29 protein-coding genes and 2 pseudogenes are annotated in these 25,857 nt (G+C 52.4%); 21 read left to right on the top strand and 10 right to left on the bottom strand.

The window, feature by feature from the left end; genetic code table 11:
• Positions 1-14 precede the first annotated feature (14 nt).
• Positions 15-803: a ribose-5-phosphate isomerase RpiA gene (gene rpiA, locus QZ280_RS15250; RefSeq protein ID WP_293445796.1), complete on the bottom strand. Its 789-nt coding sequence runs from the start codon at positions 801-803 to the stop codon at positions 15-17.
• A gap of 115 nt (positions 804-918) precedes the next feature.
• On the opposite strand from rpiA, the gene QZ280_RS15245 reads away from it, so the two are divergent.
• The 3 genes from QZ280_RS15245 to QZ280_RS15235 all read left to right on the top strand — a co-directional run bounded on the left by QZ280_RS15245 (position 919) and on the right by QZ280_RS15235 (position 3,957).
• Positions 919-1,578, top strand: a complete 660-nt coding sequence (locus tag QZ280_RS15245; RefSeq protein ID WP_293445794.1) for a glutathione S-transferase family protein — start codon at positions 919-921, stop codon at positions 1,576-1,578.
• A 41-nt stretch (positions 1,579-1,619) separates the two neighbouring features.
• On the top strand, positions 1,620-2,993 hold the full coding sequence (locus QZ280_RS15240) for an L-serine ammonia-lyase (protein ID WP_293445792.1): 1,374 nt from the start codon (positions 1,620-1,622) through the stop codon (positions 2,991-2,993).
• 97 nt (positions 2,994-3,090) lie between these two features.
• A complete protein-coding gene (locus QZ280_RS15235) occupies positions 3,091-3,957 on the top strand; it encodes a DMT family transporter (RefSeq protein ID WP_293445790.1) in 867 nt (288 codons plus the stop codon).
• Here the strand turns inward: QZ280_RS15235 and QZ280_RS15230 are convergent.
• Complete coding sequence (locus tag QZ280_RS15230; RefSeq protein ID WP_293445787.1) at positions 3,938-4,606, bottom strand: thiamine diphosphokinase; 669 nt, start codon at positions 4,604-4,606, stop codon at positions 3,938-3,940. The two genes, QZ280_RS15235 and QZ280_RS15230, sit on opposite strands and share 20 nt — an antisense overlap.
• Positions 4,607-4,742: 136 nt before the next feature.
• Between QZ280_RS15230 and QZ280_RS16520 the strand changes: the two genes are divergently transcribed.
• Genes QZ280_RS16520 through QZ280_RS15215 form a run of 3 tightly spaced genes read left to right on the top strand, consistent with a single transcriptional unit; the run spans position 4,743 to position 5,665 of the window.
• Positions 4,743-5,093: a hypothetical protein gene (locus tag QZ280_RS16520; RefSeq protein WP_365734850.1), complete on the top strand. Its 351-nt coding sequence runs from the start codon at positions 4,743-4,745 to the stop codon at positions 5,091-5,093.
• A gap of 9 nt (positions 5,094-5,102) precedes the next feature.
• A complete protein-coding gene (locus tag QZ280_RS15220; protein ID WP_293445784.1) occupies positions 5,103-5,459 on the top strand; it encodes a hypothetical protein in 357 nt (118 codons plus the stop codon).
• A complete protein-coding gene (locus QZ280_RS15215) occupies positions 5,456-5,665 on the top strand; it encodes a hypothetical protein (protein WP_293445781.1) in 210 nt (69 codons plus the stop codon). Before QZ280_RS15220 ends, QZ280_RS15215 begins: the two co-directional genes overlap by 4 nt.
• Positions 5,666-5,725: 60 nt before the next feature.
• Here the strand turns inward: QZ280_RS15215 and QZ280_RS15210 are convergent, their stop codons facing one another.
• Together QZ280_RS15210 and QZ280_RS15205 are read right to left on the bottom strand one after the other, a co-directional pair.
• A complete protein-coding gene (locus tag QZ280_RS15210; RefSeq protein WP_293445778.1) occupies positions 5,726-5,971 on the bottom strand; it encodes a DUF2842 domain-containing protein in 246 nt (81 codons plus the stop codon).
• Entirely contained in the window at positions 5,971-7,266 is a 1,296-nt protein-coding gene (locus QZ280_RS15205) for an adenylosuccinate synthase (RefSeq protein WP_293445775.1), read from the bottom strand. The genes QZ280_RS15210 and QZ280_RS15205 overlap by 1 nt, the downstream gene beginning before the upstream one ends.
• A gap of 210 nt (positions 7,267-7,476) precedes the next feature.
• Between QZ280_RS15205 and QZ280_RS15200 the strand changes: the two genes are divergently transcribed.
• The 13 genes and pseudogenes from QZ280_RS15200 (at position 7,477) to QZ280_RS15140 (ending at position 17,824) form a co-directional block, all read left to right on the top strand.
• Complete coding sequence (locus tag QZ280_RS15200; RefSeq protein ID WP_293445772.1) at positions 7,477-7,875, top strand: DUF6524 family protein; 399 nt, start codon at positions 7,477-7,479, stop codon at positions 7,873-7,875.
• Positions 7,868-8,341: an OsmC family protein gene (locus QZ280_RS15195; protein WP_293445769.1), complete on the top strand. Its 474-nt coding sequence runs from the start codon at positions 7,868-7,870 to the stop codon at positions 8,339-8,341. The genes QZ280_RS15200 and QZ280_RS15195 overlap by 8 nt, the downstream gene beginning before the upstream one ends.
• Before the next feature lie 72 nt (positions 8,342-8,413).
• Positions 8,414-8,785, top strand: coding sequence for a preprotein translocase subunit SecG (gene secG / locus QZ280_RS15190; protein WP_293445766.1), 372 nt, complete (start codon positions 8,414-8,416; stop codon positions 8,783-8,785).
• Positions 8,786-8,983: 198 nt separating this feature from the next.
• Positions 8,984-10,630 (top strand): CTP synthase, encoded by a 1,647-nt coding sequence (locus QZ280_RS15185; protein WP_293445763.1) that lies wholly within the window; start codon positions 8,984-8,986, stop codon positions 10,628-10,630.
• Between the two features lie 218 nt (positions 10,631-10,848).
• Positions 10,849-11,271, top strand: coding sequence for a hypothetical protein (locus tag QZ280_RS15180; protein WP_293445760.1), 423 nt, complete (start codon positions 10,849-10,851; stop codon positions 11,269-11,271).
• A 130-nt stretch (positions 11,272-11,401) separates the two neighbouring features.
• Positions 11,402-11,698: a DUF1330 domain-containing protein gene (locus QZ280_RS15175; RefSeq protein WP_293445757.1), complete on the top strand. Its 297-nt coding sequence runs from the start codon at positions 11,402-11,404 to the stop codon at positions 11,696-11,698.
• Positions 11,699-11,795: 97 nt separating this feature from the next.
• Positions 11,796-12,164, top strand: a pseudogene (locus QZ280_RS15170) (TerB family tellurite resistance protein); the annotation flags it as partial.
• A 24-nt stretch (positions 12,165-12,188) separates the two neighbouring features.
• A complete protein-coding gene (locus tag QZ280_RS15165) occupies positions 12,189-12,632 on the top strand; it encodes a TerB family tellurite resistance protein (RefSeq protein WP_293445754.1) in 444 nt (147 codons plus the stop codon).
• Between the two features lie 213 nt (positions 12,633-12,845).
• Positions 12,846-13,148, top strand: a pseudogene (locus QZ280_RS15160) (amino acid ABC transporter permease); the annotation flags it as partial.
• Positions 13,149-13,157: 9 nt separating this feature from the next.
• Complete coding sequence (locus QZ280_RS15155) at positions 13,158-14,459, top strand: glutamine synthetase family protein (protein WP_293445750.1); 1,302 nt, start codon at positions 13,158-13,160, stop codon at positions 14,457-14,459.
• 28 nt (positions 14,460-14,487) lie between these two features.
• Positions 14,488-15,168, top strand: a complete 681-nt coding sequence (locus tag QZ280_RS15150) for a type 1 glutamine amidotransferase (RefSeq protein WP_293445747.1) — start codon at positions 14,488-14,490, stop codon at positions 15,166-15,168.
• Positions 15,165-16,523, top strand: a complete 1,359-nt coding sequence (locus tag QZ280_RS15145; protein ID WP_293445744.1) for a glutamine synthetase family protein — start codon at positions 15,165-15,167, stop codon at positions 16,521-16,523. Before QZ280_RS15150 ends, QZ280_RS15145 begins: the two co-directional genes overlap by 4 nt.
• Complete coding sequence (locus tag QZ280_RS15140) at positions 16,520-17,824, top strand: FAD-binding oxidoreductase (RefSeq protein WP_293445741.1); 1,305 nt, start codon at positions 16,520-16,522, stop codon at positions 17,822-17,824. Before QZ280_RS15145 ends, QZ280_RS15140 begins: the two co-directional genes overlap by 4 nt.
• Here QZ280_RS15140 and phaR read toward each other — a convergent pair whose 3' ends face one another.
• The 3 genes from phaR to phaC form a co-directional block, all read right to left on the bottom strand.
• Entirely contained in the window at positions 17,825-18,388 is a 564-nt protein-coding gene (phaR, locus tag QZ280_RS15135) for a polyhydroxyalkanoate synthesis repressor PhaR (RefSeq protein ID WP_293445738.1), read from the bottom strand.
• 161 nt (positions 18,389-18,549) lie between these two features.
• Positions 18,550-18,993 carry a phasin, PhaP gene (locus QZ280_RS15130; RefSeq protein WP_293445735.1) on the bottom strand — a complete coding sequence of 148 codons (444 nt, stop codon included), beginning with the start codon at positions 18,991-18,993 and terminating at the stop codon, positions 18,550-18,552.
• Positions 18,994-19,121: 128 nt separating this feature from the next.
• Positions 19,122-20,915 (bottom strand): class I poly(R)-hydroxyalkanoic acid synthase, encoded by a 1,794-nt coding sequence (phaC, locus tag QZ280_RS15125; protein ID WP_293445732.1) that lies wholly within the window; start codon positions 20,913-20,915, stop codon positions 19,122-19,124.
• A 129-nt stretch (positions 20,916-21,044) separates the two neighbouring features.
• Here phaC and phaZ point away from each other — a divergent pair, with 129 nt between their 5' ends.
• Positions 21,045-22,328, top strand: a complete 1,284-nt coding sequence (gene phaZ / locus QZ280_RS15120) for a polyhydroxyalkanoate depolymerase (protein ID WP_293445729.1) — start codon at positions 21,045-21,047, stop codon at positions 22,326-22,328.
• Between the two features lie 57 nt (positions 22,329-22,385).
• Here phaZ and QZ280_RS15115 read toward each other — a convergent pair whose 3' ends face one another.
• From QZ280_RS15115 to QZ280_RS15105, 3 genes are all read right to left on the bottom strand, one after another.
• Positions 22,386-23,342 (bottom strand): Gfo/Idh/MocA family oxidoreductase, encoded by a 957-nt coding sequence (locus QZ280_RS15115; protein WP_293445726.1) that lies wholly within the window; start codon positions 23,340-23,342, stop codon positions 22,386-22,388.
• Positions 23,343-23,400: 58 nt separating this feature from the next.
• On the bottom strand, positions 23,401-24,297 hold the full coding sequence (rpoH, locus tag QZ280_RS15110) for an RNA polymerase sigma factor RpoH (protein ID WP_293445722.1): 897 nt from the start codon (positions 24,295-24,297) through the stop codon (positions 23,401-23,403).
• Positions 24,298-24,458: 161 nt separating this feature from the next.
• Entirely contained in the window at positions 24,459-25,484 is a 1,026-nt protein-coding gene (locus QZ280_RS15105) for an RluA family pseudouridine synthase (protein ID WP_293445720.1), read from the bottom strand.
• Here QZ280_RS15105 and QZ280_RS15100 point away from each other — a divergent pair.
• Positions 25,483-25,788: a DUF6476 family protein gene (locus QZ280_RS15100; RefSeq protein ID WP_293445718.1), complete on the top strand. Its 306-nt coding sequence runs from the start codon at positions 25,483-25,485 to the stop codon at positions 25,786-25,788. The genes QZ280_RS15105 and QZ280_RS15100 overlap by 2 nt on opposite strands.
• Positions 25,789-25,857 lie beyond the last annotated feature (69 nt).

The following is a 25,857-nucleotide window of genomic DNA, read 5'->3' as shown; positions in this document are numbered from 1 at the left end:
ATGCGCTGCCGCGCTTAGCCGGCCAGATCGGTAAAAAGATTATCATTTTCCACAAAATCAAGCCGCTCATGTTCTACTGTTCCGGTATTTATGTTGCGCACTTCAACCTTGCCATCCCCATGACCGATCACAACCGCGTCACAAATGTCGATGTACAATCCATTTTCAACAACACCAGGCATTTGATTGACCACCATCGCCAATTGGCGTGCATTGCCAATCCGCTTGAGATTGAGGTCCAAAATATAATTTCCCTCGTTCGTTATAAAGGGCGAGCCACCGTTCATGCGTAGGCTAATCTGTCGTCCAAGCACATCCATGGAAACCAGTGTTTCCTCGACCAATGCGCGGGTGGTTTGCCAGCCGAAGGGCACAACCTCGATAGGCAACGGGAATGCGCCAAGGTTTTCAACTTCCTTACCAGCGTCCGCGATAACGATCATCTGATCAGACGCAGTTGCGACGATCTTTTCTTGCAACAAGGCACCGCCACCGCCTTTGATCAGGTTCAAATCCCCGTCAAATTCATCTGCTCCGTCAATGGTAATGTCGAGCCAACGCGCTTCGTCTAGCGAGATAACCTCGATCCCGGCTTCGCGCGCAAGCACAGCCGTTCGTGTGGATGTCGGAACGCCACGGATACGCAATCTATCGTCTCGAACCATTTCACCAAGGCACCGCACCAGCCAAGTGGCAGTCGATCCAGTTCCCAGGCCCACGCGCATACCGTCTTCCACGAAGGCAGCGGCCCGCTTCGCAGCCACAAATTTCGCTTTGTCGATGGGGGACAATTCTCCAGACATGGGCACGCGACTCCTTAACAAGTTGCAACCTTATAAACACAGCAGGGGCGGGGTGCGAGAGCGGAATGTCGCTTTTCAGCGTTGCCGGCTTGCCAATAGCGCGTAAACAAATCGTATGAACAAACCATATATCCATCATTACGCGCCCGATAACGCCTCTTTGATTATCCGAATTGCGCTGGGAATATTGGGCACGCCTTATGAGGCCGTGCTTGTGGATCGCAGCGTCACCGCGCAGCAATCACCTGCCTATCTCTCGCTGAACCCATTGGGCATGATCCCAGCACTGGAAACGCCGAACGGTATGATCTTTGAAAAAGGTGCGATCCTGCTTTGGCTTGCGGATCGCCACGCGGGGATTTTTTCCGCACCTGATAATGCTGCAAGGTGGGAAAGTTTGAAGTGGCTCTTCTTCATCTCCAATTCCTTGCACGCTGGTTTGCGGCAGATGTTTTATCTTGAAAAAATCATCGTAGCCGAGCATGCCGCAAAGTTGCGCGGCGGGATCGCACAGCGCATCCAAAGTGACTTTGCGCAAATTGAACATTTGATCGTCGATCCACAGACGCTCTTGGGGGGCGCCAAGCCTACGACCCTCGATATTTATGCCTGCTCGTGCCTGCGGTGGGCGCAGCTTTATCCTGCCACGTACACGGATAATTGGGTCGAAATAGAGACCTTTCCGGCCCTGCGTGCCCTAGCCCAAAGGACAGAGCTCTTGCCAAGCGTCCGAGCGGTGCAACCTTCGGAAGGCCTCCGCCCAACGCCCTTTTAGAATCCCATTTACTCCAATCCCACAATAGGAAGTGCTACCTGATGTTTCTCTCCGTTTTCGATATGTTCAAAGTGGGAATTGGCCCGTCGTCGTCTCACACGATGGGCCCGATGGTCGCAGCTGCGCGCTTCTTGGATGAACTGCGCAATTCTCCGTTTAAATTTCACGGGCTGCGCGCGTCCTTGCATGGCTCGCTCGCATTTACAGGCATCGGCCATGCGACGGATCGCGCGACAGTGCTGGGCTTAGCCGGATTTATACCCGAGACCTATGATAGCGCGAAAGCGGACGCCGCAATGGCAGAGATTGTGCGCACGAAGACCGTGACGCCTAAAGGGTTTGGCGCGCTCGCCTTCGATCCCAAAAACGATCTGAAATTTGACTTCGGTCCGAACCTGCCCGGACATGCGAACGGCATGATCTTGATGGCAACCGACGCGCAAGGCGACGTCACATACCAACAGACTTATTATTCCATCGGTGGCGGCTTTGTCATGACAGAGGAAGAATTAGCCGAGGGTAAAGATACGGACGAAGGCGATCCTGTGCCCTACCCGTTCAAATCTGCCGCCGAGATGTTGGAGATGGCGAATATCGCAAACAAAAGCATCGCAGAAATGAAGCGCGCCAATGAAATCGCGCGCGGGTGCACCGAAAGCCTGCGCAGCGGAACTGCGCGCATTTGGCAGGTAATGAATGAATGCATAAACAAAGGTTTGTCTCATGGCGGTATTCTACCCGGTGGTTTGAACGTGCGTCGTCGAGCTAAAGGCATTCATGACGCATTGCTGGCGGAGCGCGGAATGAACTTAAGCGCGCCACATACGATCAACGACTGGATGAGCGTCTATGCGATGGCCGTGAATGAGGAGAACGCCGCAGGCGGGCAAGTCGTGACAGCACCGACCAACGGCGCGGCAGGGGTCGTGCCTGCTACCATCCGATATTACCTTGATCACGTGCCGGGCGCGAAAGAGAGCAAGGTCGAAGCATTCTTACTGACCGCTGCGGCGATTGGTGGTTTGGTGAAGTTCAACGCTTCGATCTCTGGCGCGGAAGCCGGATGTCAGGCCGAAGTGGGCAGCGCCGCTGCGATGGCTTCCGCGGGCTTATGCGCCGTTATGGGCGGTACACCCAAGCAAGTGGAAAACGCTGCAGAAATCGCACTTGAGCATCATTTGGGCATGACCTGCGATCCGGTTAAGGGTTTGGTGCAAGTCCCTTGTATTGAGCGCAATGGCCTCGGCGCAATCAAGGCGGTGAGCGCGGCCTCCCTTGCGCTGCGCGGTGACGGGCAACATCTGGTGCCGCTTGATGCGTGTATCGAAACCATGCGCCAAACCGGCGTTGATATGAGCGATAAGTATAAAGAAACCTCGCTTGGTGGTTTGGCGGTCAACATTCCAAATTGTTAGCACACGAACAAAAACCTTAATCCTTTCAATTGCCTTTCGAAGCACTTCAACCTATGATTGCACAGTGAAAAGTGATCGCCCCCTTTTAGGTATCCTAATGATGCTAGGATTTTGCATGTTAGCCCCTGTGGGTGATGCGTTGGCGAAAACCCTAGGGCAAACAATGCCTTTGGGCATTCTGCTCTTTGCGCGCTTTGCCATCCAGGCGCTTTTGCTGGCTCCCGTGATCTTCTCCACCACGCGCACATTTCAGATGCAGCCGCGTATTCGACAACTGGCATGGCTGCGCACGGTTCTTCATATCATCGGGATTAGTGCGATGTTTACTGCTTTGCAATTTTTGCCCCTCGCCGATGCTGTAGCGATCGCCTTTGTAATGCCCTTCATTATGCTCATGCTGGGTCATTATGTGTTGGGCGAAGAAATTGGCATTCGCCGTATTGCCGCCAGCACCGTCGGTTTCATTGGAACTTTGCTTGTCATTCAACCCGCGTTTGACGATGTTGGCTGGCCTGCGCTTTTGCCCTTTGTTGTGGCCGTTGTGTTCTCGCTCTTTATCCTTGTGACCCGTCAGATTGCGAAAGAGACCGATCCAATTAGCTTACAATGCGTGAATGGGTTTATGGCTGTTGCGATCATGCTTCCCGTTATGTTGGTGTTCAGCAATAACGGCATCCCACAACTCGACCTTCGCGTACCCGCACCAAACGAATGGCTCATGCTGGTATCGCTCGGGATCATCGGCACGTTAGCCCATTTGTTGATGACATGGTCATTGCGCTTCGCCCCTTCTGCGACACTTGCACCAATGCAATACCTCGAGATCCCTTTCGCGACCTTTATTGGATGGCTGATCTTTATGGAGCTACCCAACACGCTTGCCTCGATTGGCATTACGATTACGATCTCTGCAGGGCTCTACATTGTGATGCGCGAACGCAGCCTTAGCCGGATTGTGCCGTAAGCGCTGCGAGCACGATTTCGAAACAAGACGATGGCAAAATGCACAACATATATGGTGCGCTCATTTCCAGGTGGATTGCACCTGCCGCCTCATTAGACGTGCCAATGCGCTGACCCGGTGCAAAATCTAACACCTCAAAGGACCAAATGAGACCTTGCAAACGCCCGGTCACAGCCCCCAAGGGAAACAACGACACTGGCGTGCCAACGTTAAGCGGTATGTCTAGTGCTGGCGGGCATAAAAACACTAACTCGTCAGGTCCAAGCAAAATGCATCTTTGCTTAGGAAACCGAACCAAGCCGTGAAACGCGGCCAGTTGATGATCCAAACGCCCACCCAAAAAGCCAAGCCCAACGATGGCAGGTGCTTCAATCCGCATCAGGCATTTCTCGAAATCCGTGCTGTCCTGTTCGGCTATCGGATACAGAATAGTTTTTGGCAACTCTGCCTTTAAATTGCCAGAAAGTGAATCCATATCTCCAATAACAGCCTCGGGCATCAGGCCTGCATCGCGTATATGAACCGCACCACCATCCGCAGCGACCAACGTTGGCGCATAATATATAACCCGTTTGAGAAGGGCTGTATCAACATCCCCTCCCCCAACCAAAGTGATTGGCTCTGATTTATGAACAATCTTAGAAATCACGATGGATTAACACCTTTCAGCGAAACAGATCACACTTGGACAACGAAATGATACGCTCTTAATCACGGATTCGGGCCGCTTTGGTCGACACAGGGTAGTTAGTAAAGACGAAGAGTTTAAGTAAAGCGAGTAGATCATGGTTAATTCGAGCAAAGTCCTCACGGTGTCCTACGGAACATTCTACTGCACATTGGAGGGTTTTGACGATTCGTTCTACACGATGAAAGCCATCGCCGAGTATTTCAGAGATCTGGCGGCGGATGACCGATATTTTGGTGCCGAACCCCTACCCCCCGACGCAGATATGTTGGCACGTATCGCAGAACGTGAGTTGTCCCGCCGTGTAGAGGCGCATCAAAACGGTGGTAATATCATGCTGCGCACTGCCCTCCCGGCTGCGGATGTTCTTGTTGCCAACACGAATCTTGATGATGCGGATGCTGAGACTGAAGTGCTTGAACAAGCACGCTTGGCAGAGATAGCATAGGCTGAGCGTTTGCGCGCTGAAGAAGATGCCAAGCAAGCAGAGGCGGCGGCAAAAGCTGAAGCCGAGGCACAACGTCATTCAGAAGCCGCAGCTAAAGCTAAAGCCGCGGCAAGCACTGCACGCCCACCTTTGAAACTTGTCGCAGAGCAACGTGTGGATAGTACAGCAGAAGCCCCTGTGACTACGGCACCTGATGCACCTACTCTAACGTCCGTGCGCCCGCACAGAATCAGAACAAACATGACACCGGCAGGCGCGGCTCCCAAAAACGCAGATCTCGCGCCTGAGGGGGACAACTTCAACGAATTCGCAGAAAAATGGGCGCGACAGAGCTTCCAGACCTTCTCGAAGCTACTGCTTATTTGACATTTATTGAGGGCAAGGAACAATTCTCGCGCCCGCAACTCATGACCAAAGTACGCATTGTGCAGGAAGACAATTTCTCTCGTGAGGATGAATTGCGTTCTTTCGGCCAGCTTTTGCGTCAGGGCAAGATCGAAAAGATCAGCGGTGGACGCTTAACCGTGTCTGATCGTATCAGTTTTAAACTGGATACACACGCTGTCGGCTAAGCTTCCCAAGCCAGAAGTGTGTGAACAAGCGGCGGCTTTCCGCTCGGAGCCGCCGCTCTTTTATTTGGGATTGCTTGGAGCTGCATCCGGGTCAGCCTGACCGACACCCATGAAAACTTTCTTGAATGGAACCACCCAAGAAACGCCTAAAATTACATAGATAGCGAATTCAATCACAATCGACGGACGTCCCGTGTAGCTGAACAACAAAGCTACGCCCGCGATCGCAAAGATGATGTATAGCGGCATGCCAATCAACAAAATGATCAGCGCCCAGCGCCTGCGTGCTTTATATGAAAGTGCCATCAGTCCTCAAACGGGTCAGTGATAAGGATCGTGTCTTCGCGTTCCGGTGATGTAGAGACTAGGGCAGCGGGGCAATCAATCAACTCTTCAATGCGACGCACATATTTGATCGCATTTGCAGGCAGATCCGCCCAAGACCGTGCGCCTTCCGTGCTCTCGGACCAGCCAGGTATTTCCTCATAGATTGGCGTGCAGCGCGCTTGATGATCTGCTGCTGTCGGCAAATAATCGATCCGCTCACCATCGAGCATATAGCCCGTGCAAATTTTGAGCGTCTCAAACCCATCCAAGACGTCCAATTTCGTCAAGGATATCCCTGTCACACCCGACGTCGCACAGGTTTGACGCACCAAAGCCGCATCAAACCAACCACAGCGACGCTTACGCCCTGTTGTCGTTCCAAACTCATGCCCGCGCTCACCAAGACGTTGACCATCCGCGTCTTCAAGTTCTGCCGGGAACGGCCCTTCGCCGACACGTGTTGTGTAGGCTTTCACAATGCCCAGCACATAATCAATGGAGCCGGGACCAACGCCGACACCCGTCGCCGCCTGCCCTGCAATCACATTGGACGAGGTCACAAACGGATATGTGCCAAAGTCGATGTCCAAAAGCGCGCCCTGCGCACCTTCAAACAAAATGCGCTGACCCTTTTTCTTGCGTTCATTGAGCTCTTTCCAAACCGGGGCTGCATATTCCAAAACCTTGGGTGCAATCTCTTTTAGCATCGCAATCAAACCATCGCGATCAACCGCCTCAATACCAAGCCCTTTGCGCAATGGATCATGGTGCTGCAATGCACGATCAACACGCGCTTCAAGCGTTGCCTCATCCGCCAAATCAGCGACACGCACGGAGCGACGACCGACTTTATCCTCATAGGCGGGCCCGATGCCGCGCCCCGTCGTGCCAATCTTGGTCCCCTTAGAAGACGCTTCTTCGCGCGCGCGATCTAATTCGCCGTGGATTGGCAGAATCAGTGGTGTGTTCTCTGCGATCATCAAAGTCTCTGGTGTAATCGAAACACCCTGCGCACCAATCGTTTCAATCTCTTTCATCAAATGCCAAGGATCTAGAACGACGCCATTGCCGATCACCGAGAGCTTGCCGCCGCGCACAACACCAGACGGAAGCGCGTGTAATTTATAGACTTCGCCATCAACAACCAACGTGTGGCCTGCATTATGCCCACCTTGGAACCGCGCAACGATATCGGCGCGCTCGCTCAGCCAATCGACAATCTTGCCTTTACCTTCGTCGCCCCACTGAGCGCCAACAACAACTACATTCGCCATGCCAATAGACCTTTTTCATTACGTCAAACCCGCGCCCGTATAGTGCGCACTTATCCTAAGCGAAACACCTATTTCGCCGCAGCCAACGCGAAATGCACAACCGCCCCGCTTCATCCTGCCTCTAAACTCATCCACACCCACAAACAGCGCCTCCCCTAGACATGCGCGCTGACATCAACAAAAACTAGTACCAACTGATAGGAGCCATTCATGATCCGCATCGCCATTCGCTGGCTCATCCCCTTCGTTTTGATTGCCGCCACATATAACCCTACACAATATAATTGGGTTCGTTGGTCGCTGACAAACCTCTCAAAACAATTGCCCTTGATCGTGTTATCCGGCCTCATCCTGCTGATCGTTTATATTATTTTCATGCGCACCACCCTTCGCTCGATCGGAACGTTTAGCATGGCACTGGTGCTTGCTTTGGTCGCAGCCCTGCTCTGGGTCCTCTATGATTTCGGCTGGCTTTCCTTAGAAAACCTAGCGGCCAATCTATGGTTGGGCATCGTGGCACTTAGTCTCGTGCTCAGCATCAGTCTCAGCTGGTCACACATACGCCGCGCAACTGCTGGTCAAGCAGATATGGATGACGTCGATGAGTAAAGAACATGACCTCACCGCCACACTGAAATGGACTGGAAACCAAGGTACGGGCACTTCAAGTTATCGCGCCTACACACGTGATTGGACACTGCAAAGCGAAGGAAAACCAGCGATTGCGTGCTCCAACGACCCCCTCCTAGGCGGCAACGCAGGCCTTTATAACCCTGAGGATATGCTTATCGCTGCCTTAAGTTCATGCCATATGCTTTGGTTCCTGCACCTTGCTTCAGATGCGGGCATCGTGGTGCATTCTTACGAAGATACCCCAATCGGCAGGGGCGAAAGCCTGCCTGACGGCACAGGTCGTTTCATATCTGCGGAACTGCGCCCAAACATAGGCCTTGCGCCAAACAGCGACACCGCACTTGCTGACGAAGTCCATAGTCGCATTCACAACCATTGCTTCATCGCGCGCTCTGTCAATTTCCCGATCTCGATCAACGTCACATACTTTGACGTGACTTAGCCGCTTTGACGGGTTGCACGGGCGCGCATGATTGCCTAGATAGCTCGCTGTACAACTAACGCGCAGGCACCTATGGAAAACGTCGTTTTGATCATTCACCTTCTCTTGGCTTTGGCTTTGATTGGCGTCGTTTTGATGCAACGCTCCGAAGGGGGCGGCCTTGGCATGGGCGGCGGTGGCGGTGGTGGCGGCGCAATGTCGGGCCGCGCGGCTGCGACAGCACTCGGCAAAGTCACATGGATTCTTGCGATTGCGTTCATCATTACATCCATCACACTAACGATTATTGCGGCGCAGAAATCTGCGGGCAGCTCGGTTCTAGATCGTTTGGGCGACGCACCAGCAGCAGCTGAAGAAGCAGCACCAGCAGGTTTGGGCGAAGGCAGTGATCTGCTTCCACCGAGTGCGGATGACAACGCACCTTTGGTACCACGCGCAGACTAAACACCTCTTCGACCACCATCTTTTGAGCATACGTGCCTAATCGCAACATCATGTAGCGGTTGGCTTGCGAATCTCACGAGACTGCTGTATCGCTCTAATCCCGTGAGTATCGGTATTTTTTCGATGCAAATCACTTGGAATTTGACCACTACGCTCCACTTAATAGCGCATTTTGGTCCTCACGGGAGCACGCAGAGCATGGCGAGATTTATCTTTATTACGGGCGGTGTTGTGTCCTCCCTCGGCAAAGGTCTTGCGTCAGCGGCACTTGGTTCCCTTTTGCAAGCCCGCGGCTTTTCGGTGCGCCTACGCAAGCTTGATCCATATCTGAACGTCGATCCCGGCACGATGAGCCCGTTTGAACATGGCGAAGTGTTCGTCACCGACGATGGCGCTGAAACCGATCTCGACCTTGGTCATTACGAGCGCTTTACAGGCGTGCCTGCGCGTAAAACTGATTCCATTTCATCGGGACGCATTTACACCAACGTTTTGGAAAAAGAGCGACGTGGCGATTACTTAGGCAAAACCATCCAAGTCATTCCTCATGTCACCAATGAGATCAAAGACTTTATCGCAATTGGTGAAGACGAAGTTGATTTCATGCTCTGCGAAATTGGCGGCACTGTGGGCGATATCGAAGGTCTGCCCTTCTTTGAAGCAATCCGTCAGTTCAGCCATGATCGCCCACGCGGTCAGTGTATCTACATGCACCTCACACTGCTGCCCTACCTCGCGGCATCGGGTGAGTTGAAGACGAAACCAACCCAACACTCCGTTAAGGAAATGCAAAGCATTGGCCTTGCGCCGGACATCCTTGTCTGCCGCTCAGAGCATCCTATCCCTGAAAAAGAACGTGAGAAGATTGCGCTGTTCTGTAATGTGCGAAAAGAGAGCGTCGTGGCGGCCTATGATTTGAAATCGATCTACGAAGCCCCGCTCGCCTATCACGCGCAGGGTCTCGATCAGGCGGTTCTGGACGCTTTCAACATCAACCCTGCCCCGAAACCCGACCTGCGCGTTTGGGAAGATGTGGCAGATCGCATTCACAACACCGACGGCGAAGTTAACGTCGCGATCGTTGGAAAATACACTCAACTTGAGGACGCCTATAAGTCGTTCAAAGAGGCGCTGACGCATGGCGGCATGGCCAATCGCGTCAGAGTTAATGTGTCTTGGGTCGATGCTGAAGTCTTCGATAGCGAGGACGCAGCGCCCTATTTGGAAGGCTATCACGCTATCCTCGTGCCCGGCGGTTTTGGCGAACGCGGCACGGAAGGCAAAATTCGCGCGGCGCAATATGCGCGTGAGAACAAAATCCCCTATTTTGGCATCTGTCTCGGAATGCAAATGGCCGTGATCGAAGCCGCGCGCAATGTGGCTGGTGTCGCCTCAGCCGGCTCTGAAGAATTCGATCATGAATCCTCTGGCAAGAAACGCTTCGAGCCTGTCGTGTATCACCTTAAAGAATGGGTGCAGGGCAACGCCAAAGTGAACCGCAAAGCCGATGACGACAAAGGCGGCACAATGCGATTGGGAGCTTACGACGCAACGTTGACCAAAGGCTCAAAAGTTGCAGAAATCTACGGCAACGCCGCCATCGAAGAGCGCCATCGCCATCGTTATGAAGTCGACACGGCCTATAAAGGGAAACTTGAAAAGCTCGGCCTGATCTTTTCAGGCATGTCACCTGACGGCAAACTGCCAGAGATCGTAGAATGGGAAGATCACCCATGGTTCATCGGTGTGCAGTTCCATCCTGAATTGAAGTCAAAGCCGTTTGATCCGCATCCTTTGTTCAAAGATTTCGTGCGCGCCGCCAAAGAAAACTCGCGCCTCGTTTAACCTGCTATAGGTTCAACTGAAGCGCCGCGTCTTGCGCGTCACACAACTTTTTGGCGAATGTGGTTTCTATGCTAGCGTGCACACATGCGCAATTTATTCGCCAGCCTTGCGGTGCTTTTGACGGCCCCTCTCGCTGCACACACCGCCCGTGATCGTCCGGTCTGTCTTGAAAACCCCAATCTCTCGCATTCTCAAAACTAATCGATTTTGATGACGTGATGGCAGCACTCGGCCTTGGCTCGCGCCTTGATGAGGTCCTTGTACGCGACGGCACCACGTTCGGTGAACACTTCGCAGGTCAAACGGACCAAGCCAATGGTGATTTCGATTTGATAACCGGGCACCCTTTTCGACCACTCACCGTGATTGATGGCGGCGAAGGTCAAACTTTAGGCGCTCTACATGTGCGCGGGTCGATCGTGTTGCATGGCCAAGAGACCCACGTTTATCCCGAGGTAGAAGCAGTCGGTGAAGGCGCAATCGCGGTTCTTTTTGAAAGCGACCAACCCACACTGGCGTTTGATATCGCGGGCGGCGAGCAAGGCTATACCACGATCCAATTCATCAATGGTCAAGGCGAACAAATCGACTCCGTCACCTACGGCCCCCTTGATGAAACCAGCTACGCCTTCGTGCGCTAAGGCATGCAGCCCGATATCGCAGGCTTCATCCTCCTCAATACTGATCCGCAAGGAATCTCTGTCGATAATTTGCGCTTTGAAGGCTGCGATCTGTTGGGCTAACCTACCCCTGATCAAGGGGAGCACGCTCATGCCAAAAGGCTATTGGATCGGCCATGTCACGATTGACGACATGGAGACATACAAACTCTACCAACAAGCAAATGCCGCACCTTTTAAAGAGTTTGGCGCAAAATTCTTAGTGCGTGGCGGGCCACAACAGGTGCGCGAAGGCGACATGCGCGGCCGAAGTGTCGTACTGGAGTTCCCAACGATTGAAGCCGCTTACGCCTGTTACGAAAGCGACGCCTATCAAAAGGCCAAGGCCATTCGCGACGCGGTCAGCGCAGGCGACATAGCCATCGTAGAAGGTTATGATCCGTCATGAGCGTCATCGATCGCGTCACAGCTCTCTTCAAAGCGCCGCGTACGGAGACTGCGCCAAAGCCTTTGCCACCTGCTGATGTACCCACGCGCTTGGCGCACTTTTGGTGGGTGTTATCCTATCAGATAGAAAGTACGCAATCCAAGAGATAAGCCAGATTGACCGCATTCTCGCAAAATTTCAGGGTATCGGGCCGATTAAAGCAGCCCAATTGCGCGCAGAAAGCGATCGCCTTGAAGCCTTCACGCCCAAAACCCCTGAATTCGCATATCTTTTATGCAAAAGTGTCAGCTATGAGAATCGCTTGAACATGGTGCACGCGCTTTGGGATGTCGTCTATGCGGACGGCACTTTGAAGGACGTTGAGGCCCATGTTATGGACGTCACGCAAAACCACCTTGGCATACGCCCAGAGGATTGGGCCGCTGCACAAACCCGTGCGCAAGAGGCCGCACACCTTTCCACTTAACAACAAGAGCCCTATATCACTCCCATGTTTGCTGATTTCCTCAAGAGGCTGACCCAGCCTGAGCCCGATCCATTTGACGATGGCGATGCCCGTCTTGCTCTGACCGCTTTGTTGGTGCGCGTTGCGCGCTCTGACGGGGACTATGCAGCCTCTGAACGGCATCAAATCGAAAGTGTTGCTACCACGCGCTATGCGCTTGATAAGAAAAGCGTTCATGATTTACTGAAGGACGCCGAAACGCTAGAACAGGAAGCGCCTGACACAGTGCGCTTCACCCGTGCGATCAAAGATGCAGTGCCGTACGAGGAACGCCTTGGCGTGATCGAAGCGCTATGGTCAGTCGTTCTTGCAGATGGCGTTCGCGAGCAGGAAGAAGACGCATTGTTGCGTTTAATCGCGAGGCTATTGGGCGTGAACGACATGGACAGCGCGCAGGCGCGTCAGCGTGTGGCGGCTGCGAAAGCCTAAGCTTACGCTTCGTAAGGCGAGCTGCATTCGGCGCACACTTCAATCTTTTGCAATTGCAAAACCCGCCTTTTTTCTGCCAAGTGCGCCTTGGATAGTGGAGCGAGACAAAACTTGAGCGACACCGATACAGTTATTGAGCTACGCGATCTCCACAAAGCCTACGGCAATCTTGAGGTGATCAAAGGTATGTCCATTTCTGCCAAGCGCAGTGATGTCGTCTCGCTTGCATGGCCCGCCTACGCGAATGAGGCGATCTTTCTCTTTCACGCCACAACGCTGGTTTTCTTCACTGGTTTTCCCGCATGGCAACAACGTGGTGATGCGCTTTATTACGCGAATTACTTCGCGGATAAGACGTTCAACCCTTTAGTGCCCTATCCGATGTTAGCGGCCTTTTTTATCATTATCACACTGATCGTCATATCAAGTTTTGGATTTGTTAATCGCAGCCTCAACCGCCATCTTCCACAAAAGCGCCGGAGCAAGCTCAAGCTGCGCGCAAACATAATACGTTAAGGGCTGCATATGGAGAGCTGGCTTTCTGAGAACCCCGACATCCGTTCCGTCCGCATTGCGGCCAGTGATCTCAACGGTCAAGCCCGTGGCAAACGCATCCCGAGCAAGTTCGCAGGAAAATTGACAAAAGACGGTGCGCGCTTTCCATTTTCCGTGCTCAATCTCGATATTTACGGCGAAGACATCGCTCATAGCCCTCTGGTGTTCGAAACCGGTGACGCGGATGCTGTTGTGCGCCCGACAGAGCGTGGATTTTTACCGATGCCATGGCTTGGGAGCGGATCAGCGTTGCTGCCTGTATGGATGTTTTACGAGGATGATCGCCCCTTTCAAGGCGATCCACGCCACGCACTTGCACGCATTAAAGAGCGCTACACCAAGATGGGCTTTACCGCCGTTGTCGCGACCGAACTTGAATTTTACCTGATCGACCCCAAAAACCCAACGCTAAACACAGGTGTAGACACGCTTGGCCTACGCTCCCTCGATGCGTTTGATGGCTTCTTTAACGATCTCTATGATGCATGCGACGCAATGGATATCCCCGCGGATGCCGCCATCTCTGAAGCAGGTGCAGGACAGTTTGAGATCAATCTGATGCACGTCGATGATATGTTGAAAGCGGCGGATGATGCTTGGCTGTTCAAGCTACTGGTGCGTGGTGTTGCACAAAAGCACGGGGTCACAGCGAGCTTTATGGCAAAGCCCCACGCGGATCAGTCGGGCAACGGGATGCACGTGCATTTCTCGGTACTTGATGCGCAGGGCGACAACATTTTTGACGATGGTGGTTCAGCAGGATCGGAGCGGCTCTTGAGCGCGATCGCCGGTTGTCTTAACGCGATGCCTGCCTCAATGCTGGTGCTAGCGCCGCACGCAAATAGCTACAACCGCCTTGTTCCAGGTGCCCATGCGCCGACGAAGATTTGCTGGGCCTACGAAAACCGCACCGTTGCGATCCGGGTCCCCGGCGGCTCTCACAAAGCACGTAGAATCGAGCATCGCGTCGCAGGTGGGGACGTGAACCCCTACCTCCTACTGAGTGCCGTTCTTGGTGCAGCTCTCGATGGGATAGAACAAGATATGACGCCGCCACCCCCGGTACGCGGCAACGCCTATGCGCTCGATGTCGCTGCGCTTCCCAAGACCTGGGAAGATGCGCTTGATCGCTTTGAAACGGATACAGCTTTGACGCAGATTTTCCCTAAAACGCTCATTGAAAATATGTGTTTAACCAAACGCCAAGAGATGAAGACGCTCGCCGTCCTCTCAGAAGAAGAGCGGATTGCGCTCTACCTTCAGTTCCTCTAGCGTCCGATAAAACCCCAACAGGTAATCTATGAAAATCGGCATTCTACAATGCGGCCACGCCGCCCCTGCGGTCCAAGAGGCGGTGGGCGATTACCATTTTATGTATTCCAGCATGTTTTCAGCCCATGACTTCACCTTTCAAACCTATAGCGTCGTGGACATGGAATTCCCAAATGGCGCGTCAAATGCGGATGGTTGGTTGATCTCAGGTTCCAAACACGGCGCATATGAAGATCACGCGTTCATCCCCCTATTGGAAGATTTGATCCGCACGATTGCCGATCAAGGTTTGCCCTTGGTAGGGGTGTGTTTTGGCCATCAAATCATTGCACAAGCCTTTGGTGGAAAAGTTGAAAAATTCAATGCGGGATGGGCGGTTGGACGTCAAACCTATAAGATTGACGGTGATGAATATCAGCTCAATGCATGGCACCAGGATCAGGTGACGCGCCTCCCCGAAAGTGCAACGCGGGTCGGGACCAGTGCGTTTTGTGAAAACGCGATGCTCTATTATGAGGGCAAAGCGCTGACCATCCAGCCACATCCCGAATTTGATGCGCGCGCGGTTGCTGGCCTGCTTGAAACGCGTGCAGACACGGTGCCACAAGACCTGCAAACCCACGCACGCGATGCATTGCAAGAGCCGGATGACAATCAGAAAATGGGAGATCGCCTAGCGTATTTCTTCAAAACAAAGAGCTTCACATGAATGATTGGAAAGACAACCTGCCCGAAACTGCTGCAACCTATATTGAAGGACGCAAGCTCGATGAAGTGGAATGCATCATTTCCGACCTGCCTGGCATCGCCCGTGGCAAGGCCGTGCCTGCAAGCAAATTTGCCAAGCAGAATCAATTCTTTCTACCTGATTCAATTTTTTACCAAACAATTACAGGAGGTTGGGGTGAAGCCGCCGGGAATGAAGGATTCATTGAGAAGGATATGATCCTCAAGCCAGACATGGACACCGCCACCGCCGCACCATGGACGGGAGATTGGACGTTGCAGGTCATTCACGACGCCTATGATCGCAAAGAGCAGCCCGTCATGTTCTCGCCGCGCAATGTTTTGAAACATGTTGTGCAGCAGTATCGTGATCGCGGGTTAATTCCTGTAGTCGCGCCCGAGATGGAATTTTTCCTCGTTGCCCGCAATGTTGATCCTGCCAAAGCGATTGAGCCGATGATGGGCCGCTCGGGCCGTCCCGCAGCGGCACGTCAGGCCTATTCGATGACCGCTGTGGATGAGTTCGGCCCAGTGATCGACGACATCTACGATTTTGCCGAAGCGCAAGGGTTTGAAATTGACGGCATCACCCAAGAGGGCGGCGCAGGTCAGTTGGAAATCAACCTGCAACACGGCGATCCGGTTAAACTTGCAGACGAGGTCTTCTTCTTTAAGCGTCTCATCCGCGAAGCTGCCTTGCGCCACGATTGTTTCGCCACCTTCATGGCAAAACCGATCGAACATGAGCCCGGCAGCGCGATGCACATCCATCACTCCATTCTTGATATAGAGACAGGCGCGAACATCTTTTCCGGCCCTCAAGGCGGCGAGACTGATGCCTTTTTTCACTACATCGCTGGCCTTCAGAACCACTTACCGTCAACCATCGCAGTGCTTGCGCCCTATGTGAACAGTTATCGTCGCTACGTTAAGGATCACGCCGCACCCATTAATCTGGAATGGGCGCGCGACAATCGCACAACGGGTATTCGGATACCTCTTTCCGATCCTGAAGCCCGTCGCGTCGAAAACCGCCTCGCAGGGATGGATTGTAACCCCTACCTCGGGATTGCGGCGTCGCTCGCTTGCGGATTGTTAGGCCTTATCGAAGAAGAACGCCCCGACAAGCAGTTCAAGGGCGATGCCTATGACGGCGAAGAAGACATCCCGCGCACGCTGGGCGAGGCGTTGAACATCTTCGACGAAGCCACAGATTTACACGATATTTTGCATCCCGAATTTGCACGAGTCTATAGCATCGTGAAACGTGCCGAGTATGAAGAATTTCTTCAGGTCATTTCTCCATGGGAGCGTGAACACCTGTTGCTAAACGTATGAACCTTCTGTTTTCAAACGATAAACGTGGTATTTATCCTGAGAGTTGGTATGCAGCTGATGCCACGGCTCTGCCCTCTTTTGCACCTCTTCGTGGAGAAACACGCGCGGATGTTTGCATTGTGGGCGGTGGATACACAGGACTTTCAGCAGCGTTGCATCTGCGCGAGATGGGCTATGATGTCGCCTTGCTCGAAGCACATCGCGTCGGTTTCGGCGCATCTGGCCGCAATGGGGGTCAGCTTGGATCTGGGCAACGCATGGATCAGGACGGGCTGGAAGATCTGATGGGGCAAGACGTGGCGCATCAGCTTTGGGATTTGGCGCAAGATGCCAAGGTGCTCGTCAAAGGTCTGATTGAAAAACACGGCATCGAGTGTCATCTGAAGCCAGGCATTGCAGATTTCGGATTTGGCAAGAAAGACGTCACCGAATTGCAAGACCATGCGCGCAAGCTCCAAGATAACTACGGCTATTCTGACATCGAGCCTTTGAGCGCTGAACAAGCACATGTACTCTGCCCCTCACCAGCCTATAAAGGCGGCTTGATGGATCACGGTGCCGCTCATCTCCAACCGCTTTCGTTTGCTTTGGGCCTTGCGAAAGCTGCCTCAAACGCCGGCGTGCAGATCTTTGAGATGAGCCATGTGCATCACATAAATGAAGGCGCAACGGACATCGTGCAAACCGATCAGGGCCGTGTCAAAGCAGATCATGTGATTCTTGCGGGCAACGGCTATCTCGGGAATCTCAATCGCAAAGTCGCCGCGCGCGTCATGCCAATCAATAATTTCATCGCTGCGACAGAGCCTTTGGGTGACGCTACCGCACAAGTTCTTGCACAAGATATTGCCGTTGCGGATACCAAATTCGTGGTAAATTATTTTCGCCTAAGTCACGATAAACGCCTGCTTTTTGGCGGTGGTGAAAGCTATGGCTATCGCTTTCCAAGCGATATCGCGGCAAAAGTGCGCAAACCGATGACTGAGATCTTCCCGCATTTACGAGATGTAAAAATCGACTATGCTTGGGGCGGAACGTTGGGCATCACAATGAAACGCATGCCCTACCTTGCTCGCGTTGCGCCGAACATTCTAAGCGCATCGGGCTATTCGGGGCACGGTGTGGGCAACGCGGTTCAAGCGGGCAAGTTAATGGCCGATGCGATCCACGGACAGGACACAGGCTTTAACACACTAGCCACGATCCCAACGCCAAGTTTCCCCGGCGCGGGCGCGTTACGCACACCGCTTTTGACGCTCGCGATGAGTTGGTACGCGCTGCGTGATCGCCTTGGCGTTTGATTACTTGCTAAGCTTGGAAAGCTTCTGCTGAAGATCTGCCAATTGCGTTTTGATCGCATCTAAATCTTCTTTAGATTCAGAGGCTTCAACAACAGAATTTTCAGGCTTTTCACCTGTAGGTGGTGTCCATTGCCCGCCTGTCACCGCCTTAAAGAACGCTTCTTGCTGCGCGCGAAACGCTTCCATTCCCGGCATTTGCGTCATCGGGTTGGCTTTGGCAATATTATCCACGACCTTGCTTTGGCTGTCGCGCAGCATGTCGAATGACATCGATAGGAACTGCGGCACGACGCTACTCGCTTGGCTGGTATAGCTGCGCACAAGATCGGTTAGAACAGCGACAGGCAAGACGCTTTCGCCCTTGCTTTCGCGCTCTGCTACTATTTGCAACAAATATTGTCGCGTCAGATCATCACCAGATTTGAGATCAACGATTTTGACATCGCGGCCCTCGCTGATAAAGCCAGAGATATCTTCTAGGGTAACATAGTCGCTGGTCTCAGTATTATAGAGACGACGGCTCGCATAGCGTTTGATCAAAAGTGGATTCGTGGCGTCGGTCACTTCAGGCTCCCTCCCAAAATGCAGCAGTGCAGAAAAGCCTATGCGAGCGCAGCAAGAAAGGGAACAAAAAAAGAAAAGGGCCAATCTTTCGATCAGCGCCTTTATTTAACGCCCGTGCGGGAGGACACTAACGCAAAAATTCTTCGACTTAAAAGCCAAGCTTACTTTGCAGCAGCTTTCTTAACAGCAGCAGTTGCTTCAGTTGTCGCTTTTTTAACTACAGCAGATGCTTCTTCGGAAGCGTTCTTGCCTGCAGCCATCATCAATTCAACTGTCTCGAGTTGAACTTTTTTCGCGATTTCTGCGAAAGATGCAACGTGCTCAGCAGCTGCTTCAGCGGAAGAAGACACCATGTCTGTCATCGCTTTTGCATAATCAGCAGGCTCTGCCTTAACTTTTGCAAAGTCAGCGATCTTCGCCAATGTGTCTTTCGCCCAAACGGCGGACAGCTCAGCAGACTTTTCAGCCGCATCAACGGAAACTGCAGAAAACTTCTCGTTCAATGCCGCTGTTGTTTTGAAAGCTTCGTCCATTGCTTTTGTATCTACTGGGAATGCGCCCATCATGTCTTTCATGATCGCGGAGTAATCTTGTGTCTTAGCCATGATATAAATCCTTTTGCCTATCTCGCGGGCCCACCCCGCGGTGTTCGACAAAATCGGTATACGCGCTGCAACGCAGCATTGCAAGCTTTATTGCTGCGTTGCAGCAAAATCATTTTCCCAAAGGTAAATCAGCGCTTTGCATTAAGCATAACGTAGGTTCCGGGCGCATCGCCCAACACTGGATGCTCAGAATTACCTGGCTGCAGCGCAGCAATTTGCTTGCCAGATCGTTCTTTGATCCATGATTCCCACCGTGGCCACCAAGATCCTCTAGTGAATTCCGCACCTTCGAACCACGCGTTGGGGGCAAGCAACATATCGGCGTTTGTGTAGTGACCGTATTTATCTTTGCTCGGTGGGTTCACGATGCCCGCGATATGCCCAGACTGCGAAACGATAAAGGTTTTCGATTTACTCCCCATTTGCTGCACGCCACGATAGCAATCCTTCCAAGCTGCGATATGGTCCGTCTCACACGCTATGGAGCACAACGGGATATCAACATCCTTTAAGCTGAGCGTTTCGCCCATCAACTCAAATCCGCCCTCTGCAAAATCGTTTGATTGGCACAGTCCACGCAAATACTGGACTGCCATTTTACCGGGCAGGTTTGCGCCATCCCCATTCCAATAGAGAAGATCAAAGGCAGGCGGTGCCTCCCCCATCATGTAGCTCTTGATAGCGGGAGTGTAGACCAGATCGTTAGAGCGCAAAAAGCTGAACGTGCGCCCCATGATATGTGATGGCAACATGCCTTTGTCGTTCACTTCTTCTTCGATCCCATCAATGAAATCGTTTTGCAGGAAAGGCGTGAATTCTCCTTGGTCAGAGAAATCCGTCAAAGCGGTAAACAATGTCGCTGACTTAATGCTATTGTCACCGCGCTTTTTCAGCAAACTCAGGGTCAAACACAAGGTCGTCCCCGCGATGCAATAGCCGATGCAGTTGACCTGTTTCTGGCCTGTGATCGCCTTCACTTCTCGGATTGCAGTCAGAAAACCATCGTCAATATAGTCTTCCAAGCCAACATCCGCATAGCTGTTGTCAGGATTAATCCAGGACACAACAAACAAACTATAGCCCTGCTCAGTGATCCATTTTATCAGGCTATTCTGTTTTTTGAGATCAAGTATGTAGAATTTGTTGATCCATGGCGGAAACATAATGATCGGCGTCTCATGCACAGTTTCCGTCACGGGTATATATTGAATAAGCTCGATCATCTTGTTGCGATAAATGACCTTGCCCGGGGTCGTGGCGATGTTTTGACCAAGCTCAAACGCTTTCTCATCGGCGAGTTTGACGACCAACTCGCCTTCATTCGCCTCCAGGTCCAAAACAAGGTTCTCCAGACCATCCAAAAGGCTTTGACCCTCGGTCGCGACCGCTTTTTCAAGCGCATCGGGGTTAGTGCCCAAGAAGTTCGTCGGAGCCATCATGTCGATGATCTGTTGCGAGAAATAAGTAAGCCGCTGCTTTTCCTTAGGATCAAGATCTACGGCATCTTCCACCGCTTGCTTCACCGCGTTCGAATTGATCAGATATTGCTGTTTAACAAAGTTAAAATACGGATGTGTGTTCCAAAGAGGGTTAGAAAAGCGGCGATCATTTTGATACGAATCCGTCGGCGCTTCTAATTTGCCCTTTGCCAAAACCCGCTGAGCCTCAACATAGTGCTTCATCGACTTACCCCAATAGGCCGCATGATGTTCGAACACTTTCGCTGGATTCTCCATCATTCCTTGCATGTAGGAGGTCATCGCATTCGAAAACAGCTCTTGATTCGGGCCACTCAGTGCGGGATTTGACTTGGCTTTGCTGGACACAGCTTTCACCAAACGCTCGGACAAAGCTTCGATTTTCTCCAAGTTCGCCGTCATTTGAGGGGAATTTTGCCCTGCAACATCGTCATTTGTTGTCATCTTAATAAATCCCGACTACCTTAGCTGCAGCGCAGCATATTTTTGACGATTGTAGCGTCGAACTTACCGAGGGGCAAAGCGACGAATTGAACCGCCCCCCAAACAGGCTGGTGTCAGTAAGGAAAAACAATGAAATACATGGCTACTTACGACATGATGGAGACGATGAGAAACACCAACCAATGGCTTGGTGCGACAGCGAAATCAATGGCGGCTTACCCGATGTTTTCCTTGGTACCGAACCCTGCTTTACAGTGGCTCGGGGCGTGGGGAGACGTCACAGAACGCTCTTTCGAGCGTATGATTGCAAAGCCCGACTGGGGCCTCGATAGCTTCACATGCGCCGATGGCCGCGATCATTTGATCGATATAAACACTGTCTTAAAACGTCCTTTTGGCGATTTGATTCACTTCGACGTCACAGGTCGCGAGACGCAGCCGCGCAAGATACTTCTGGTTGCGCCAATGTCAGGCCACTACGCGACCCTTTTACGATCAACCGTGAAATCTTTGATCCGCGATGCGGAAGTTTACGTCACCGATTGGCACAATGCCCGCGACATTCCAGTGTCTGAGGGTAAGTTCGATGTGGAAGACTACACATTGTATCTTGTTGATTTCATGCGTGAACTCGGCCCTGACACGCATGTCATTGCGGTGTGCCAGCCAGCGCCTTTGACGCTAGCCGCGACTGCCTATCTGGCGGAACAAGACCCTAACGCGCAGCCAAAATCGCTGACGCTTATCGGTGGTCCAATTGACCCCAATGCGAATGCAACAGATGTGACCGACTTCGGCCACCGCGTAACGATGGGGCAATTGCAGGAAACCGCGATCCAACGTGTTGGCTTCAAGCACAAAGGCGTGGGACGCAAAGTCTACCCCGGCCTTCTACAATTGGCTTCGTTCATGTCGATGAACAGCGAAACCCACTCCAAAGCCTTTACGGACCAAATCATGCGCGCTGCGCAGGGTGAAGCGTCAGAGAACGACAAGCACAACAAATTTTATGATGAATATCTCGCGGTCATGGACATGCCTGCAGAATTTTATCTCTCTACGGTTGAGCGCATCTTTAAGAACGGCGAAATCGCTAATAATGAATTCGTGGTTGACGGACACAAGATCGATATTGGCAACATCACAACAGTTGCCGTGAAGACTGTCGAAGGAGAGAAAGACGATATTTCCGCGCCCGGTCAATGTGTTGCGGCATTGGATCTATGCACAGGCCTGTCTGATGCGAAGAAGGCCAGCCATATTGAAGCGGGTGCTGGTCACTACGGTATTTTCGCGGGCCGCAGCTGGCGTGACAATATTCGCCCCTTAGTTTTAGAATTTATCGACGCCAATAGCGCCGCTGCTAAACCAAAAGCGAATAAGGCAACAAAGAAAAAGGCCGCCGCAAAATAGCGCGTGATCGTTCCAAGTTTTAAATAGGCGGGTGTCGTGTTCGATGCCCGCCTTTTTCTATCCCAAAACCTCATCTATCATCGCTTGCGTCCCACGCGAAAATTCTAACGGGCAGGCATAAGCCTCACCTTGCATTGCACGCTGAAACGCTTCGACCTGCAAGACATAGTGATTTTCGCGGGGCCAGCGAAACACTTCGCTTGAGCCATCACTTTGAACAAGCTCAAGACGCGCTTCACCAAAGACCAGCGGATTAAACGGGGCCGTGAGACGCGCAATTGAAGTTTCTCCATGAAATTCAACGCATTGCCACGGGGTCATGCGCATAGACGTCGTGGTGTCATAAGTGAAGCCACCAAACTCTGCCGTCACTTGTGCATGCACATCGACACCATTTTCCAACGTCAGTTGCTTGGAAATAATGCGCGCGGGCTCCTGCCCCGTCACAAAGCGCACGCTGCCAAACGTATATACGCCGATGTCGCGCAAACCTCCGCCCCCGCGCGCCGCTTGTTGCCGAATATTGTCAACATCAGCGCGATTGTCGTAGCTGAAGGTGCTCGACACGCGACGCAAATCGCCAAGCGCACCGCTTTGCACCAAGTCCCGCATTTTTTGCCATTGGGGATGATGCACGATCATATAAGCCTCTGCCGCAAGCAAACCGGTCGCATCGCGTGCTGCGATCAACTCATCGATTTCAGCCACGTTCATTCCGACAGGTTTTTCAACGAGAACCGCTTTGCCAGCGGCAAGGCATTTCAGTGCCCAAGGCTGATGCATGTCATTTGGCAAAGGGATGTAGATTGCATCAATCGTTGGATCTGCAAGCAGCGCGTCATAATTGTCATAAATCTTTAAATTCGGCGCAAAATTCTGAAAAATAAATTCTTTTTCAGGAGCACTTGTCGCCAGCGCCGCTAGTTCTGCACCCGCCGCGGCCGTAATCGCAGGCCCCATATGTTCTCGCGCAAACTTCGCAGCACCTAAAATCCCCCAACGTGTCGTGCTCATGAAAAGCCCCCTCTCAGACTTGAGAGGAGGCTATCATTTACATAGCATTTATCAACGTTTACGCGCTAACAAGCATGCCTTTTTCTTCCGCCAAGCTGCGCATGCGCTCTTGCAGCTTCTCAAACGCGCGCACCTCAATTTGGCGAATGCGTTCGCGGCTAACGTCGTACTGACCACTGAGATCTTCAAGCGTCACAGGTTTGTCGGACAAACGACGCTGCACAAGGATATCTTTCTCACGATCATTGAGCACGTCTATCGCATCAGCAAGCATTTCACGACGCGCTTCCAATTCGTCGCGTGCTTCATAATCACCCGCCTGATCGGCATCTTCGTCCTCGAGCCAATCTTGCCACTGCATGGTGCCTTCGCCGTCAGAGCCAACTTGCGCATTCAAAGATGCATCGCCACCCGACATACGGCGGTTCATGGAGATAACTTCGGTCTCCGTCACCCCAAGATCATGCGCAATACGTGCCACGTTTTCGGGATGCATATCGCCTTCTTCCAACGCACCAATGCGATTTTTCGCTTTGCGCAGGTTGAAGAATAGCTTTTTTTGGGCCGACGTCGTGCCAAGTTTCACCAGAGACCAACTGCGCAGTATGTATTCTTGAATAGCCGCGCGGATCCACCACATCGCATATGTGCTGAGACGGAAGCCCTTTTCGGGATCAAAGCGTTTCACCGCCTGCATCAGACCAACATTCGCCTCGGAAACGACTTCAGCCTGTGGCAGGCCATAGCCACGATAACCCATCGCGATTTTCGCGGCGAGACGTAGGTGAGACGTTACCATCTTATGCGCCGCAGCCGTGTCCTGCTTTTCGACCCAGCTTTTGGCGAGCATGTATTCTTCTTCCGGCTCCAACATCGGAAACTTGCGGATTTCCTGCATGTAACGGTTTAAGCCACCTTCAGGCGTTGGTGCGGGTAGATTTGCGTAATTGGCCATGTCCCTGCCCCTTATGTTTAGTGCGTTAAAATGAGTTATTCAGTGCACTGCGATGTTTCAAGACCTCCGCAGTTTTGCGGTGTTGAAATGGAAGTGGGCTTTGTGCGACGGAGTTTCCAGTTTTTTGTCCGCGCGTTCACGCGCATGTGCTTTGCGAAGTGTTATGTACGCAATTTCTGTAACAAACCTGCGATATCATCGGGCAAATCCGCTTCAAAGCGCAACATTTCACCACTGATCGGATGCTCAAACCCAAGAACCGCCGCATGCAAAGCTTGACGATTGAAGGTTTTCGCGGCCTCTAAGCTCACTTCGCTAAGCGCTTTAGCAGGCAGTTTTCGGCGTCCCCCATAGGTCGGATCCCCAAGCAAGCCGTGCCCCACATGCGCCATATGCACACGGATCTGATGAGTGCGACCGGTCTCAAGGCGACATTCCACGAGTGCGAGACAATGCGGATTGCCAAAACGTTCAATCGTGCGTGCGCGTGTGACGGCGTGCCGACCATTCTCGAACAGAACCGCTTGGCGTTGGCGGTCATGTTTATGACGCGCGAGTTGCGTGGTGACTTTCAACACACCACCTGTTTCAAAGCTAACCCCGCGCACGCCGCGAATACGTGGATCAGAAGCCTCTGGCGCGCCTTGCGTCACCGCCAAGTACGCCCGTTCTGCCGTGTGGGCTGCGAACTGAGCAGCAAGACCATGATGGGCAGCGTCAGATTTAGCCACAACCAAAAGGCCTGTGGTTTCCTTATCTATCCGGTGCACCACGCCCGGACGCTTGGAGCCGCCAACTCCCGAGAGTTTACCTGCAAAGTGATGCAAAAGTGCGTTGACGAGCGTGCCAGACGGCGTGCCGGGTGCCGGATGCACTACCATGCCCGCAGGTTTATTAACCACAATCAGATCGTCATCTTCATATATAATTTCGAGAGGAATATCCTCAGGCTCAATATGGCTATCAACCGCCTCTTCAACAGTTATGTCGACCCGCGCGCCTGCTTTGATCTTCGCCTTTGGGTCAGTCTGCACAGCACCATTGATTGTAATCGATCCTGCCTCTAGTAGCTTGGCGATACGGGTGCGGGACAGCGACGCGCTCTCTGGCACATCACGCGAAAGCGCTTTATCAAGGCGCGCAGGCGGATCGTCTTGAACCGCAAAAGATATAATGGACACGCCCATGTTGCCCCCTGAGCAAGAAATTGAGGAACCCGCGCAATTGCGTTTCCTGCGCCGTCTGGTGACTGTGCTGACGGCGGTGATGATTGGCGGCGTTGTATTGATAATAGCATTGCTTGTCATCCGCTTGAATGATAAACCTACGATTTTTCCGGAAACCGTTGTCTTACCAGCTGGCGTCAAAGCAAAAGCCGTGACTATAGGCGAGACATGGTATGCGATCGTCACGCAAGGCGACGAAATTCTAATATTCGAACGCCTCAGCGGCAAACTTCACCAGCGTGTGCTGATTGATATCAAAGACTAACTGCGCGTGGTCTAGAGTTTTCGCGTTAACCAATCATTTAATAAATCATTGAACTGATTGCATTTGCGC

Origin of the sequence: Planktotalea sp. (assembly GCF_018607995.1) — a bacterium.
Taxonomy (GTDB): Bacteria; Pseudomonadota; Alphaproteobacteria; order Rhodobacterales; family Rhodobacteraceae; genus Planktotalea.
The sequence above is the reverse complement of the archived record's forward strand: the minus strand, read 5'-3'. Positions and strand labels throughout refer to the sequence as shown.